The sequence below is a fragment of the Mesorhizobium sp. B2-4-15 genome (assembly GCF_006658505.1).
In the GTDB taxonomy this organism is placed as follows: Bacteria; Pseudomonadota; Alphaproteobacteria; order Rhizobiales; family Rhizobiaceae; genus Mesorhizobium.
On sequence record NZ_VFUZ01000003.1, the window covers coordinates 141147 to 156549 of the forward strand.

General features: G+C 62.9%; 12 protein-coding genes. 10 read left to right on the forward strand and 2 right to left on the reverse strand.

From position 1 onward, the window contains the following. The first annotated feature begins 8 nt into the window (after positions 1-8). The 8 genes from FJ930_RS04910 (at position 9) to FJ930_RS04945 (ending at position 9397) form a co-directional block, all read left to right on the forward strand. Positions 9-941 carry a DUF3445 domain-containing protein gene (locus tag FJ930_RS04910; protein ID WP_141835394.1) on the forward strand — a complete coding sequence of 311 codons (933 nt, stop codon included), beginning with the start codon at positions 9-11 and terminating at the stop codon, positions 939-941. Between the two features lie 112 nt (positions 942-1053). Continuing rightward, positions 1054-2499 carry a homospermidine synthase gene (locus tag FJ930_RS04915; RefSeq protein ID WP_141835397.1) on the forward strand — a complete coding sequence of 482 codons (1446 nt, stop codon included), beginning with the start codon at positions 1054-1056 and terminating at the stop codon, positions 2497-2499. A gap of 181 nt (positions 2500-2680) precedes the next feature. Then, entirely contained in the window at positions 2681-3058 is a 378-nt protein-coding gene (locus FJ930_RS04920; protein ID WP_141835400.1) for a hypothetical protein, read from the forward strand. A 189-nt stretch (positions 3059-3247) separates the two neighbouring features. Continuing rightward, on the forward strand, positions 3248-5377 hold the full coding sequence (locus FJ930_RS04925; protein ID WP_141835402.1) for a 5'-nucleotidase C-terminal domain-containing protein: 2130 nt from the start codon (positions 3248-3250) through the stop codon (positions 5375-5377). A gap of 143 nt (positions 5378-5520) precedes the next feature. Beyond that, complete coding sequence (gene hemH, locus FJ930_RS04930; protein WP_140741983.1) at positions 5521-6582, forward strand: ferrochelatase; 1062 nt, start codon at positions 5521-5523, stop codon at positions 6580-6582. 52 nt (positions 6583-6634) lie between these two features. Further along, complete coding sequence (locus tag FJ930_RS04935; RefSeq protein WP_141835404.1) at positions 6635-7846, forward strand: FAD-binding oxidoreductase; 1212 nt, start codon at positions 6635-6637, stop codon at positions 7844-7846. 120 nt (positions 7847-7966) lie between these two features. Continuing rightward, on the forward strand, positions 7967-8917 hold the full coding sequence (locus FJ930_RS04940) for an SPFH domain-containing protein (protein ID WP_140741979.1): 951 nt from the start codon (positions 7967-7969) through the stop codon (positions 8915-8917). 15 nt (positions 8918-8932) lie between these two features. Beyond that, positions 8933-9397, forward strand: coding sequence for an NfeD family protein (locus FJ930_RS04945; protein ID WP_141835407.1), 465 nt, complete (start codon positions 8933-8935; stop codon positions 9395-9397). A gap of 535 nt (positions 9398-9932) precedes the next feature. Here the strand turns inward: FJ930_RS04945 and FJ930_RS04950 are convergent. Further along, entirely contained in the window at positions 9933-10934 is a 1002-nt protein-coding gene (locus FJ930_RS04950; RefSeq protein WP_141835409.1) for a KpsF/GutQ family sugar-phosphate isomerase, read from the reverse strand. 207 nt (positions 10935-11141) lie between these two features. Between FJ930_RS04950 and FJ930_RS04955 the strand changes: the two genes are divergently transcribed. Further along, positions 11142-12926 carry an outer membrane beta-barrel protein gene (locus FJ930_RS04955; protein ID WP_181763282.1) on the forward strand — a complete coding sequence of 595 codons (1785 nt, stop codon included), beginning with the start codon at positions 11142-11144 and terminating at the stop codon, positions 12924-12926. Positions 12927-13038: 112 nt separating this feature from the next. Here the strand turns inward: FJ930_RS04955 and galU are convergent, their stop codons facing one another. Further along, positions 13039-13953 carry a UTP--glucose-1-phosphate uridylyltransferase GalU gene (gene galU, locus FJ930_RS04960; protein WP_181176357.1) on the reverse strand — a complete coding sequence of 305 codons (915 nt, stop codon included), beginning with the start codon at positions 13951-13953 and terminating at the stop codon, positions 13039-13041. A 200-nt stretch (positions 13954-14153) separates the two neighbouring features. Between galU and FJ930_RS04965 the strand changes: the two genes are divergently transcribed. Next, entirely contained in the window at positions 14154-15377 is a 1224-nt protein-coding gene (locus FJ930_RS04965) for a lytic murein transglycosylase (protein ID WP_141835414.1), read from the forward strand. Positions 15378-15403: the final 26 nt, after the last annotated feature.

The window sequence follows — 15403 nt, forward strand, 5'->3', positions numbered from 1 at the left end:
AGTCGAAAATGAGTCTTCGCCAACCCACCCATACGCCCTATGACGGCTCCTCGAAACTCTTCACCATCGGGCTGAAGCCGCTCGACCCCGCGGACTGGATCGAGATCGACGACCATCTGCCGGCGTATCTCGCCGAGAAGCGCCGGCTTTACGCCGAAATTCCGGAGCGGGTCTTCGTCGAGGAGGACGGGACTCGCGATGCCCAGCAGGAAGTGCTCGACCTGCTCGGCGCATACCTGCCTCGGAGATTTCCGGGCACCTATAGGCGCACCGATGCGGGCATCGAAATTGTGGGCGCCACGAAGCAACCTGCCCTGCCTTCCGGTATCAGCAGCGCACCGCTCGTCGAAGCCTCCCTGCTGGTTCAGGAAGACCTGATCCTGATGCGCCGCGACGACAGCGGCTGGCGGCTCGCCGCGGGTTCGCTGTGCTTCCCTTCGTCCTGGTCGCTCAATGAAAAATTCGGTAAGCCGCTGCAGCAGATCCACGCGCCGGTTCCGGGCTTCGGCCCGGGCACCAGGCCGGCGGAGCTGATCAACCGCATGTTCGACGGTCTGCAGGGGCAAGCCGTCGAACGCTACAACTGGTCGATCCAGTCGGGCGATGCGCTCTACCATCCGCTGTCCAATGTCGAGCGCATCGACCGCGCCACGAACCGGCCGACACGCTTCCCCGACGGTGACGTCAAGGCGCACGCCTTCATCCGCGTCGAACGCCAGACGCTGCGCAAGCTGCCCTCTTCGCGCGACATCCTGTTCACCATCCGAATCCATCTCGACCCGCTCGCCGTGCTGGCGCGGCACCCCGACCGGGCGACGCTCGCAGTGTCCTTTGCCGCCCAGCTCAAAGAGCTCGATCTTGCCCAACTCGACTACAAGGGCCTGACATCGGACCGCGACCGGCTGGTGTCGGTCCTTAACCACATGGCCAAGGATGGCTAGCCGCGGGTTGGCGCTTTTCGCTGGTTTATGACAATGATCTGTGATGTAGCGCATGGCCGTTGGCGAAAATGCCTGGCTTTTTTTGCACGTGTCTGAAGGAGTGCTCGATAAAATGGCGAATGAAAACTGGCCTGTTTACGGTGAGATCACCGGCCCTGTGGTGATGATCGGCTTCGGTTCGATCGGACGGGGAACGCTGCCTCTCATCGAACGCCATTTCAAGTTCGACAAGTCGCGCATGACGGTCATCGACCCACGCGATACCGATCGCAAGCTGCTCGACGAGCGCGGCATCGCCTTCGTCCAGGAAGCGGTGACCGAGAAGAACTACAAGAAGCTTTTGACGCCGCTTCTGACCAATGGCGGCGGCCAGGGCTTTTGCGTCAACCTGTCGGTCGATACCGGTTCGGTGGACCTGATGCGGCTCTGCCGCAAACTTGGCATGCTCTACATCGACACCGTCGTCGAGCCATGGCTCGGCTTCTATTTCGACGCCAAGGCCGACAATGCCAGCCGCACCAACTATGCGCTGCGCGAAGCACTGATCAAGGAAAAGCACGACAAGCCGGGTGGCGCCACCGCCGTCTCCACCTGCGGTGCCAACCCGGGCATGGTCTCGTGGTTCGTCAAGCAGGCGCTGGTCAACCTCGCCACCGACCTTGGCATGGACTTCTCGGAGCCGGCACAGGACGACCGTGAGGGCTGGGCCAAGCTGATGAAGAAGGCGGGCGTCAAGGGCATCCACATTGCCGAGCGGGACACCCAGCGCACCAAGAAGCCGAAGCCGATGGATGTGTTCTGGAACACCTGGTCGGTCGAGGGCTTCATCTCGGAGGGTTTGCAGCCGGCCGAACTCGGCTGGGGCACGCACGAGAAATGGATGCCCAAGAACGGCAAGAAGCACAAGCATGGCTCCAAGGCCGCGATCTATCTGGAGCAGCCCGGGGCCAACACCCGCGTGCGCTCGTGGTGCCCGACGCCTGGCCCGCAATACGGGTTGCTGGTGACGCATAACGAGGCGATCTCGATCGCCGATTTCTTCACCGTGCGCTCCAAGAAGGGCAAGGTTCAATACCGCCCCACCTGCCACTATGCCTACCATCCCTGCAACGACGCGATGCTGTCGCTGGACGAGATGTTCGGCGCCGCCGGCAAGCCTCAGCCGGTGCACCACGTGCTCGACGAGAACGAACTGGTCGACGGTGTCGACGAGCTCGGCGTCCTGCTCTACGGCCACGACAAGAATGCCTACTGGTACGGCTCGCAACTGTCGCTCGCCGAGGCGCGCAAGCTGGCGCCTTATCAGAATGCCACCGGCATGCAAGTCACCTCGGCGGTCCTGGCCGGCATGGTCTGGGCGCTCGAGAATCCCCAGGCCGGCATCGTCGAGACCGACGAGATGGATTACAGGCGCTGCCTGGACGTGCAGTTGCCTTATCTCGGGCCGGTCAAGGGTTACTACACCGACTGGACGCCGCTCGACCGGCGCCCGGGCCTCTTCCCCGAGGATCTCGACCGTAGCGACCCGTGGCAATTCCGCAACATCCTCGTCCGATAGCGTCGCGCGCACCCTGCGCCATTGCCTTGCAATCGCCCGGAAATCGGGCGATTGAAGAGATGCGGCCTGGGCAGCGTGCGTCTTATGGGACGCACGCCCGCTCCAGCACTTTGGACGTTCGCATCATGCCTTCCAAAATCGGATCCGATCTTTGGGCTGATGCGTTTGGAGAGGATTTCACATGACTATTGCGCGCAAAGTTCTTTCGATGGGCGTGGCGGGCGCCATTGCCACGATGCTCGCGGCCTGTACCACCACCGGTCCCGACGCGCCGCCGATGGCAGCCGCGCCAAAGGGCGTCGAAGGGTCGTGGATCGATGCCAAGGGCACCGGCCTGTCGACCTTCAACGGCGGAAAGTTCACGACCGTCGCCACCGATACCGGCCAGAAGCTTGCCGATGGCAGCTACACGATGACCGGCCCAACGTCGGTGCAGATCAACGGCACCTCGCTGATCCGCCAGACCGGCGTCAGCTTCAACTGCCTGCTGGTGTCCACCAGCCAGCTGAACTGCACCAGTTCAGCCGGCCAGAACTTCGTGCTGACACGGCGCGTCTGAACCAGCAGACATCGGACTCATCGGGGACGGCGGCCAGTGGCCGCCGTCCTTTTTTTGCGCTTGCAAATACCCCGGGTTTTGCGCTTGCCTCAGCCGGAACACGATGGGAACATGGTCAAAACGCTGGCTGTTATATCCCAGTCAAGCAAGCGCGTTAAACGCCTCTGATCAGCCTACCGGGAGACGAAGATGAAGAAGCTTGCCGCCATTGCCGCCCTTTCGGCATCGACGCTTGTCCTATCGGCCGGCGCATCCTTTGCCGACTACACACTGAACATCCTGCACATCAATGACTGGCACAGCCGCATCGAAGGCAACAACAAATATGAAACGACCTGCTCGGCCGACGAAGAGACCAAGGGCGAGTGCATCGGCGGCGCGGGCCGGCTGATCACCGCGATCGCCCAGGAACGCAAGAAGCTCCAGGGCCAGAACGTGCTGTTGCTCAGCGCCGGCGACAATTTCCAAGGCTCGCTGTTTTATACGACCTACAAGGGCAAGGTCGAAGGCGAGTTTCTCAACGACATGAAGTTCGACGCCATGGCGCTCGGCAACCACGAGTTCGACGACGGCGAAGCGGCGCTGGCGCCGTTCCTCGACATGATCAAATTCCCCGTGCTTGGCGCCAATGTGAAAGCCAACGCTCAGTCCAAGCTCGGCGACCGCGTCAAGCCATCGATCGTCGTGGAAGTCGGCGGCCAGAAGATCGGCATCATTGGCGCCGTTACCAACGACACGCCCGAACTCGCCTCCCCCGGCCCCAACATCGCAATAGAGGACGACGTCAAGTCGATCACGGCGGAGGTCGAGAAGCTGCAGGCGCAAGGCATCAACAAGATCATCGCCGTGACCCATATCGGCTATAACAGGGAGCGTGACATCATTGCCAAGATTCCCGGCATCGATGTCGTTGTCGGCGGCCACAGCCACACGCTTCTGTCCAACACCGACCCGAAGGCCGCGGGGCCTTATCCGACGATGGTCGACAATCCCGGCGGCTACAAGGTGCCGGTGGTGCAGGCGGCGTCCTATTCGAAATATCTCGGCGAGTTCAAGGTCGTGTTCGACGACAATGGCGTCGTCAAATCGGCCAGCGGCGATCCGGTCTATCTCGATAAGTCGATCCCGCCGGATCCCGCCGTGCTCGCACGCATCAAGGAACTCGGCGCACCGATCGAGGCCCTGAAGAACAAGGAAGTGGCCGAGACCACCGATGTCGTCGACGGCAGCCGCGAGAGCTGCCGCGCCCGCGAATGCACGATGGGCAACCTCGTCTCCGACGCCATCCTCGATCGCGTCAAGGGACAAGGCGTCGAGATCGCCATCTCCAACGGCGGCGGCTTGCGCGCCTCGATCGACAAGGGCACCGTCACCATGGGCGAGGTGCTGACCGTTCTGCCGTTCCAGAACACGCTGGCGACCTTCCAGATCTCCGGCAAGGATCTGGTCGCGGGGCTGGAAAACGGCCTCAGCCAGATCGAGGACGGCGCCGGGCGCTTCCCGCAGGTGGCGGGCCTCAAATATTCCTTCGACAAGTCGGTCGCGCCCAATGCCGGCCGCGTCAAGTCGGTGGAGGTGATGGAAAACGGCGCCTGGACGCCGATCAAGCCCGACAAGGACTATCTGGTCGCCACCAACAATTACGTGCGCCAGGGCGGCGACGGCTACAAGGTCTTCGCCGACAAGGCCAGGAACGCCTACGACTATGGCCCCGGCCTCGAACAGGTCGTTGCCGACTATCTCGCAGCCCATCGGCCCTACACGCCCAAGCTCGACGGCCGCATCACCGAGATCGCCGCGACGACAGCGGCAGCTCCCGCTGCTCCGGCAACCGAACCTGCCAAGCCGGCCGAGGCGGCTCCCGCGGCCCCGGCACCAGCGGATGCCGCCAAGCCGGCAGAACCGGCCAAGCCCGCCGAGGCCGCGCCTGCAATGCCGGAACCGCCCGCCAATTCAGGCGAAATCGCCAACACGCCACCTGCCATATCGACGGAGGGAGCGCCGCCCCCGCCTGCTCCGCCCGCACCCGCCCCGACGACGCCGGCGCCTGCCGAACCGGCAAAGCCAACCGAGACCGCCCCGGCCGCGAAAGTTCCTGCCGAATCCGCGCCAATATCCACACCATCAGAACCGGCAAAGCCGGCTGAGGCCGCGCCAGCCGAGAGCAGCCATGTCATCGTTGCCGGCGATACCTACTGGGACTTGGCAAAGAAGGCCTATGGCGACGCGACCAAATGGAAAGTCATCTATGAAGCCAACCAGGGTCAAAGGCCGCACCGGCTTATGCCCGGTGCCACGCTGACCATCCCGGCGAAGTAGCGTCACTTCGCCTTTCCCACGGACACCCGCGGGAACCGGGCGGGTGTTCTGTTTTCGGCTGGAAACGCGGTAAGGTGCGGCCAGACGCGGCATTGAAAACCGGCGGGCCATCGCTAGTTTCACGCCGTGTCCGGAGAACCCTTATGACGCTAACCACCGCTGTCGATCACAAAGCCGCCAGGCCGGTTGGCCTGACGGCGGGGCACGCGCCCGCCGGAGCCGGCAAGGTCGGCGTCATGCTGATCAATCTTGGCACGCCCGACGGCACCGGTTTCAAGCCGATGTGGCGCTATCTCAGGGAATTCCTGTCCGATCCGCGCGTCATCGAGCTCAACAGGGCGGTCTGGTATCCGATCCTCTACGGCCTGGTGCTCACCACGCGGCCGAAGAAATCGGGCGCCAATTATGCCCGGATCTGGAACCAGGAGAAGAACGAGTCGCCGCTGCGCACCTACACGCGCGCCCAGTCCGAAAAGCTGGCCGAGGCACTGCGCGACCTGCCCAATGTCGTCGTCGATTGGGCGATGCGCTACGGCAACCCCTCGACTGCGAGCGTCGCCCAAAGGCTGCTCGCGCAGGGCTGCGACCGCATCCTGACCTTTCCGCTCTATCCGCAATATTCGGCGACGACGACGGCCACCGCCAATGACCAGTTGTTTCGCGCCTTGATGAAGATGCGGGCGGCACCGGCCATCCGCAGCGTGCCGCCCTATTATGCCGAGCCTGTCTACATCGAGGCGCTCGCCTCCTCGATCGAACGGCATCTGGCAACACTCGATTTCGAACCGGAAATCGTCATCACCTCCTATCACGGCATCCCGAAACCCTATTCCGACAAGGGCGACCCCTATCAGGCGCATTGCCTGGAAACGACACGGCTGCTGCGCGAGAAGCTCGGCTGGGACGAGAAGAAGCTGATCACAACCTTCCAGTCCCGCTTCGGCGCCCAGGAGTGGCTGCAGCCCTATACCGACAAGACCGTGGAGAAACTGGGCAAGGACGGCGTCAAGTCGATAGCCATCGTCAATCCCGGCTTTTCCGTCGACTGCATCGAGACGTTGGATGAAATCGGCCGCGAAGCCGCCGAGACCTTCCACCACGCCGGCGGCAAGAACTTCGCCCATATCCCTTGCCTCAACGACAGCGCCGAAGGGATGGCGGTGATCGAGGCGATGGCGCGGCGCGAACTGTCCGGCTGGGTCTGAGACCGGAACAACGGCCTCTCCGCAGCGTTGAGCCGCGCTTCCGGAGAATTCGATGGCCCGCAAACTCGACCTCAGCACTGGCCGGCCTGTCTGGTCCGCCTATCGGGCACCCAGCGTGCCGACTTCGGCGCTGACCCGCGACACCAAAGCGGATGTGCTCATCATCGGCATGGGCATCAGCGGCGCCATGATGGCCGAAGCGCTGACGGCGGACGGCCACTCCGTCATCTGCATTGACCGGCGCGGACCGCTGAAAGGTTCGACCGCGGCAACCACCGCACTGGTGCAGTTCGAAATCGACCAGCCGCTTTCAATTCTATCGAAGACGATTGGCAAGGCCTCCGCCGAGCAGGCCTGGCGGCGCTCGCGGCTCGCCGTTTCCAATCTTGCCGCCCGCATCGCCGAACTTGGCATCAACTGCGCCCTAAGCCGCAGCCAATCGCTCTATCTGGCCGGCACCATGCTCGGCCCTTCGCAACTCCGGGGCGAGGCCGAGGCGCGGCGCGAGGCCGGCATCGACGCGACCTACCTCACATCAGCGCCGTTGGCGCAGACATTCGGCATCGATCGCGATGGCGCCATCCACAGCCACGGCAACATCGCGCTCGATCCATGCAAACTGACGGCCGGGCTGTTTCTCAAGGCACTGGAACGCAAGGCGCGCTTCCACGCCCCCGTCGAAGCGACAAGGATCGAGGACGGCGCCGACGAGGTGGTCGTGGCCACGAAAGACGGCCCGATCATCACGGCACGACAAATGGTGCTGGCCACCGGCTATGAACTGATCGACATCGTGCCGGCGGCGGCCCACCGGATCATCTCGACCTGGGCCATCGCGACCTGCCCGCAACCGCGAAAGCTTTGGCCCCGGGCAGCCTTCGTCTGGGAAGCGTCCGACCCATACCTCTATGTCAGGACGACGGCCGACGGCAGGGTCATCTGCGGTGGCGAGGACGAGGATTTCGTCGACGAAACGCGGCGTGACGAGCTGATCGCCGACAAGAGCGCGCGCATCGCCGCAAAACTTGGCCGGCTGTTTCCGCATCTCGACGTCAGGCCTGAATTCGCCTGGACCGGTTCCTTCGGCACCACGACCACCGGCCTGCCCTATATCGGCGCCATTCCGAGGCACCCGCGCATCCATGCGGTGATGGGCTATGGCGGCAACGGCATCACCTTCTCGCGCATCGCTTCCGAGATCGTCTCCGCCTCGATCGGCGGGCTGGACGACATGGATGCAGGACTATTTGCCTTCAACCGTTGAGCGCAACCCGCAAACAATCCCTCATCACCTGATTGTAACGTTGCTGAAACACACTTAAGTCTTTGGTGAAGCCGGCTGCGCGGGAATGGCTCTCGCAGCCTGCCTCTGAGGGAGAGCCAAATGGATTTCAGTGGTTTCGATATTGCGGTCGTTGTTTTGGTCGCGCTTGTCGTGCTTGTGCTGTTCAAGGGCATCAAGACAATTCCGCAAGGCTACAACTATACCGTCGAACGTTTTGGCCGTTACACCAAGACACTGACACCTGGCCTCAACCTGATCACACCGTTCGTCGACCGCATCGGCGCCAAGTTGAACATGATGGAGCAGGTGCTTGACGTTCCGAGCCAGGAGATCATCACCCGCGACAACGCCATCGTCGGCGTCGACGGCATCGCCTTTTTCCAGATCCTCAATGCGGCGCAGGCCGCCTACCAGGTTTCGGGCCTGCAGAACGCCATCCTCAACCTGACGATGACCAACATCCGTACCGTCATGGGTTCGATGGACCTCGACGAGTTGCTGTCCAACCGCGACGCCATCAACGAGCGCCTGCTGCGTGTCGTCGACGAGGCGGCGCATCCGTGGGGTATCAAGATCACTCGCGTCGAGATCAAGGACATCAATCCGCCGGCCAACCTGATCGAATCGATGGGCCGCCAGATGACCGCCGAGCGCAACAAGCGGGCGCAGATCCTCGCCGCCGAGGGCCTCAAGCAGTCGCAGATCCTCGAAGCCGAAGGCCGCAAGGAAGCCGCCTTCCGCGACGCCGAGGCGCGCGAGCGCTCGGCCGAGGCCGAAGCTCGCGCCACCCAGGTGGTGTCGGAAGCCATTTCCAAGGGCGACGTGCAAGCGTTGAACTACTTCGTCGCCCAGAAATACACCGAAGCACTGACCAGGATCGGTTCGGCCACCAACAGCAAGGTGGTGCTGATGCCGCTCGAAGCCTCGTCGCTGATCGGCACACTCGGCGGCATTGGCGAGATCGCCAAGGAAGTCTTCCGCGGCGAAGGCACGGCCGGCGCGCAGCGGCAGGCAGCACGTCCGCCTGTTGTCAGGCCCTCCGACAACTAAGATCGGGCCACTGTCATGATCGACCATATCGTTTCGGAACTCGGCCCGTGGAACTGGATGGTTCTGGGCTTCGTGCTGCTGGTGGTGGAGGTTGTCGCGCCGGGCTTCTTCATGCTCTGGATCGGCATCGCCGCTTTGATCGTCGGCGCGGCGTCGCTGCTGATCTGGGATGCCGCCATCTGGAGCTGGCAGGTCCAGGTGCTCGTCTTCCTCGTGCTGTCGCTGGTTTCAGCCTTCGTCGGCAAGAAACTGATGGGCGGACGCGACCAGCCGACCGACCAGCCGCTTCTCAATCGCCGCGGCGCGCAGCTGGTCGGCAGGATGGCGACGCTCGCCGAGCCGATCAAGGACGGCCGTGGCCGCATCAAGCTTGGCGATACGTTGTGGCGCGTCTCCGGCCCGGACCTGCCGGCCGGCACGCAGGTGCGCGTCACCGCGGCCGCTGATACCGATCTGGAATTGACGGTGGAGCAGGTCTAAATTTTTCGACCGCGCCGCGCTTGGAGGTGTGTTGCGATTCAGGCTAGGCCGAGTCGGAGTCGAAGACGGGCGCGAAACGAGCAACAAGGGCTGATAGGAGATTATATTTTACAGCCCCGATGACGAAGCAAGGAAGACCTCTTTGCCATCTCATAGTGAGTGGCCGTTAAAAAGCATCAGAACGAACCATAGGTATAGCGCGAAGCCAACCGGCGCACTCAAAATGAGGGCTACGATGAATACGAACAAGCGTTGATGCGTCTCAAGGTTGCGAGACAGAAAGATAACCAGCCCCAATATCGGCAATATGATTGCAGCGACTTCAAGAACGATGACGGTCACTTAGTCGCCTTTGCCTTCTCATGCTGTGTCATCTCAATCGACATCTGCGATGTATCTCTTTGTCGGGTCTGTCAAATATATAATCGCCGGCTGATATCGAGAGCCAGAGCGGGGCATATTTAAATTCCGGGAGCACCGAAAGCGCAGGTATGAGCCGTTTGCGGACCGGCCTCACCTGAATATCAGGTACATCTCAGGCGGCGCCGATGCGCAGCAGGTCGTGGAAATGCACCACGCCCAGCGGCATGTTGTTCCTGGTCACCACCAGCGCGCCGACATTGTGTTCGTTGAGGAGCGCGATTGCCGTACCGGCAAGCGTCTGAGGGTCGACCGTCTTGGGCGTGCGCGTCATCACATCGTCGACGACGACGTCGGCGAGATTACGATGCAAATTGCGCGCGACGTCGCCGTCGGTGATGATCCCTGCCAATTCGCCGTTGGCGTCGACGATCAGGACGCAGCCGACCTTCTTCTGCGACAGCGTCATCACCGCTTCCGGCATCTTGGTGCCGAGCGGAGCCAGCGGAATCTGATCGCCGACCCGCATGATCTCGGAAACCACGGTCAGGTTGGCGCCGAGCTGGCCACCGGGATGGAAGGTGCGGAAATGATCCGGCGTGAAGCCGCGTGCCTCGAGCAGCGCGATCGCCAGCGCATCGCCCATGACCAATTGCAGCAGCGTCGACGTCGTCGGCGCCAATCCGTGCGGACAGGCCTCAGGCGTACGCGGCAAAAGCAGCACGATGTCGGCCGCGCGCGCCAGCGCCGATGTCTCGCCGGAGGTGATGGCGATGAGCGGGATGGAGAATCGCCTGGAATAAGTGACGATGCCCATCATCTCCTTGCTCTCGCCCGACCATGATATGGCGATGATCGCGTCGTCCTTGGCGATCATGCCGAGATCGCCATGGTTGGCCTCGACGGGATGGACGAAGAAGGCCGGCGTGCCGGTCGAAGCCAACGTCGCCGCGATCTTGGAGCCGATATGGCCGCTTTTGCCGATACCGGTGACGATCAGTCGGCCATCGATCTTCGAGATCATGTCGACGGCCTGCGCGAAAGGCGCGGCCAGTCCGTTCTCGAGCGCTTCGGCCAGGGCGGCGATTCCCGCCTGCTCGGTTGCCACCGTTCTCAGCGCCGAATCGATCGACGCTTGCCTGTCCAGGGGCTTCTTATCGAGGGATCTCGCATGCATGGATGATGCGATTAGCGCTTTGCCGTCCGCCTGTCCAACAGAAATGGCGCTGATACCCAGACCGCGGAGGCCTCGCGCGCAGCGCGCGAGCCTGCGAACAGCGGCGCTTTAGCCGACCGAGCAACCGCTGCCTCAACCCTCCGTTAACCATCCCCATTTACGGTTCGGTAAGTATGGCGCGCGGGCGCCGCGCAAGCAGTGGTGGCGATGTCCGGGGTCCAGCCAGAAAAATCAAGAGGACGACACGGCAAGGCGGCATGTGCCTTGTTGCTGGCGACCAGCATGCTCGCCTTGCTGCGCCCGGCTCCGCTCCATGCCCAGGAAACGGAGCTGCGCGGCGAGGTTTCCGAATCGGCGATCCTGTCCGATCGGCAACGCAAGGCAAGGCGGTTGGTCCTCGCTGCCCAGGGCCAGCAACAACCGGCCAATGCCGCGCAGGACGACACGCAGCCGCGCGCCTATTTGCCGGCCAGCGCCGGCGCCGTCCCTGACGGCACGGACACCGATGCCGCCACAGGCAGCATTTTCGATCCGCCGCAGGCGAACGACGACACGTCCACCGACAATCCGACGCCTCCCAAGCCCCGCCGCCGCCCATCGACCGCCGGGCAGACCGCGGCGGATCAGGACAAGACCAAGGCCGGCGCCAAGGCGGCCGACAGGTCGAAGAAAAAGAAGACGACCGCCGCGACCACTGACACCACCGGGGCCGTGACCGATGGCAGCGACACGGCCGCGACGGACCAGGAAACGGCCAACCGCCGCGCCCTCACCATCGACAGCGCCGAGCGCCAGAAGCTCGACCCCGGCGCCGAGCGCACCGCCGCCATCGAAGGCCTGAACAGGAAGGCCGAGGACGATCCGTTCGCCGCTACCGGTGTCAGATGGGGGTCCTTCATCATCCGGCCGACGATCGAACAGGGCCTGACCGCCACGACCAACGGCGATTCGAGCAGTGCCGGCACATCGGCGCTGCTGTCGGAGACGGCGCTGCGCTTTTCAGCGGTCTCCGACTGGCGCGAAAACTCCGCCACCATCGACGGCTACGGCCTGTTCCGCGAGACCGTGTCGGGTTACCCGGTTCACAATGGGCAAGGCCGCATCGAAGGCCAGTTCAATATGGACCTTGACAATGAGCTGCGCGCCATCGCCAAGCTCGGCTACGAAGCCGTGCCGGAAACGGCCTCATCACCCAACGCCATTGCCGGCGTCAGCACCCAGCCGCTGCGGCAGACGATCGACGGCAGCCTCGGCATCGAGAAAGCCGTCGGCAAGATGCAGTACACGTTGACCGGCGCGGTCTCGCACGACTTCTATGGCGACGCGAAACTTTCGGACGGCACCTCGCTGTCGCAGAAGGATCAGGACTCGACGCTCTACACGGCGACCCTGCGCACCGGCTACGAAATCTCCCCGGCCCTCACCCCGTTCACGGAAGTCGAGCTCGGCCGCCGGACCTATGATCAGCGCATCGACAATGAAGGTTTCGAGCGCTCCTCGACGCGCTTCGGCGCCCGCGCCGGCCTGCAACTCGACATGGGTGAGAAGCTGTCGGGTGAATTCTCGGCCGGCTGGCTGCGGGAAGCGCTCGACGACAAGAGCCTGGAGCCTATTTCAGGCGCGACCGTCAACGCCGATCTCAAATGGTCGCCGGAGCGCGGAACCACGATTGGCCTGACCGGCAAGACCACTGTCGAGACCACGACCACACCAGGTGAAAGCGGCGATATCCTCTACTCCGGCCGCTTGACGGCCGAGCGGCATATCCGGGCCAACCTTACCGGCAATGCGGCACTCGGCCTCGATTGGCGAGACTATATCGGCATCGATGGCCATGACAGGATCCTGAGCGCCGAGGCCGGCCTGACCTGGTGGCTGAACCGCTATGCCGGCCTCACCAGCCGGGTGAGAACCGAAAAGCTGACCAGCAACCTGCCCGGCCGCGACTACACCGCCAACAGCATCTATCTCGGCCTGAAAGTGCAACGCTGAGGACGTTTTGAGGTTCATCATCCTGGGGCGTAGCAAGGAGCGAAGCGACGCGGCGCAGACCCGAGGATGACGAAGGCGCGGGGCCTGCGGTCGGCCAAACTCGCCCCGCGACCTAAAAAGCAGCGCCGCGCCGCTCCGAGGGCTTCATCTCGTCGAGAAGTGTGCGGATGACGCCGGCCATGCTATGGTTCATGTCGCTGCGCCACAGCGCGAAAGCAACATTGGCCTCCACAAAACCTTCCGGCGAGCCGCAGTCGAAAGTGCGGCCCTGATAGTGATAGCCATAGAAGGACTGCTGCTTCTCCAGCTTCAGCATCGCGTCGGTGAGCTGGATTTCGTTCCCCGCTCCCTTTTCCTGGCCTTCGAGAATCTTGAAAATCTCCGGCTGCAGGATGTAGCGGCCGTTGATGTAAAGGTTGGACGGCGCGGTGCCGGTCTTCGGCTTCTCCACCATCTCGGTGATGCGGAAGCCGTGATGCCTATCCTCGCCGCGGCCGACAATGCCGTATTTGTGGGTCTCCGCCGGGTCACATTCCTGCACGGCGATGATGTTGTTGCCGGTTTCCTCGTAGAGTTCGACCATCGACTTCATGCAGCTCTTTTCCGACTGCATGATCATGTCGGGCAACAACAGCGCGAACGGCTCGTCGCCGACCAGTTCGCGCGCGCACCAGACCGCGTGGCCAAGGCCGAGCGGCACCTGCTGGCGGGTGAAGCTGGTCTGCCCAGGCGCCGGCTGCAGCCGCTGCAGGCGGGCAAGCTGCTCGTCCTTGCCACGCTGGGCCAGCGTGTCATAGAGCTCGAACTGAATATCGAAATGATCCTCGATGACCGCCTTGTTGCGGCCGGTCACGAAGATGAAATGCTCGATGCCGGCTTCGCGGGCCTCATCGACAACATACTGGATGACCGGCCTGTCGACGACGGTCAGCATCTCCTTGGGAACAGCCTTGGTGGCTGGGAGAAACCGCGTACCGAGGCCGGCGACTGGGAAAACTGCCTTGCGAACTCTCTTCATGCTTTCAATTATCCATGTGATGGCCGGCTCCGCAATCCCGTCAGTCGACATTTTCACGCCGGAATTGAGGATTACTCGCACAACCGAGGGGAGCTTCCACCGGTAAAGCATCAAGGTGTCTTTTCGTTCCAGACGACGCCTATGGTAAACCAATTCCTAACCCGGTTCGGCGATGAATGGTCTTTCCTGAGATAGAGAAGGAGGAAAACATGTCCGTTCGCAATGCCGCAAAACGTTTCACCAGCGTCATGACGGCGGCCAGCCTCTCGCTTGCGCTGCTGATGCCCGCCGGGCCGGCCCTCGCCGACGCCGGTTTTCGGCAGTGGGTCGCCAGCTTCCGTGCCACCGCCGTTGCGGGCGGCGTTTCCGCGTCTGTCTATGACCAGGCTTTCCGGGGCATCAACGAGCCGGACCCGGTGGTGCTGGAAAAGGCCCGCACGCAGCCGGAATTCACCGCGCCCGCCTGGGACTATTTCGACAACCGCGTGCATGACCAGTCGGTGGCCAATGGCCAGGCGATGGCGAAAAAGTGGAAGCCGTGGCTGGACAGGATCGAGGCGAGGTTTGGTGTCGACCGCTATGTCCTCCTGGCGATATGGTCGATGGAATCCAACTATGGCGAGATCCTCAAGCGCGACGACATCATGCGCAATGTCATCCGCTCACTGGCGACTTTGGGCTATGGCGATCCGAAACGGTCGAAATATGCCCGCACCCAGTTGGTCGCGGCCCTGAAGATTCTGCAGACCGGCGACATCGACGAAAGCCACCTGATGGGCTCGTGGGCCGGCGCCATGGGCCAGACCCAGTTCATCCCAACCAGTTACCAGCACTACGCCGTCGACATGGACGGCAACGGCAAGCGCGATATCTGGAATTCCATCCCCGACGCGCTGGCGACCGCGGCCAATCTGTTGAAGAAGAACGGCTGGCAAGCCGGCAAGACCTGGGGCTACGAAGTCACGCTGCCGGCCGGCAAATTGCCCGGCGGAGCGAAGACGCTGGCGCAGTGGGAGACGCTCGGCGTCGTCAGGGCCAGCGGCAAGCCGTTCAGGAACCTCACGGACAAGGCGACACTGAAGGTGCCGGACGGCCGTGGCGGACCGGCCTTCTTGATGATCAGGAATTTTTCGGTCATCAAGGCCTACAACAACGCCGACAAATATGCCCTCGCCGTCGGCCTTCTCGCCGACGAGATCGCCGGTGGCAGCGGCCTGGTCCAGGACTGGAACCGGCCCTTCACCAAGCTCAGCTTCGAGGAAAGGCAGGAGTTGCAGAAGCGGCTTTCGCAGCACGGGCTCTATGACGGCAAATTCGACGGCAAGATCGGGGACGGCTCCAAGAGCGCCATCATGGCCTATCAGGCAAAGGTCGGCTTGACCCAGGACGGCTATCCGAGCATGGAAGTGCTTAAATGGCTCAGGCAAAAATAGAACCGGCCGCGGCGCCGCGCGTTTCT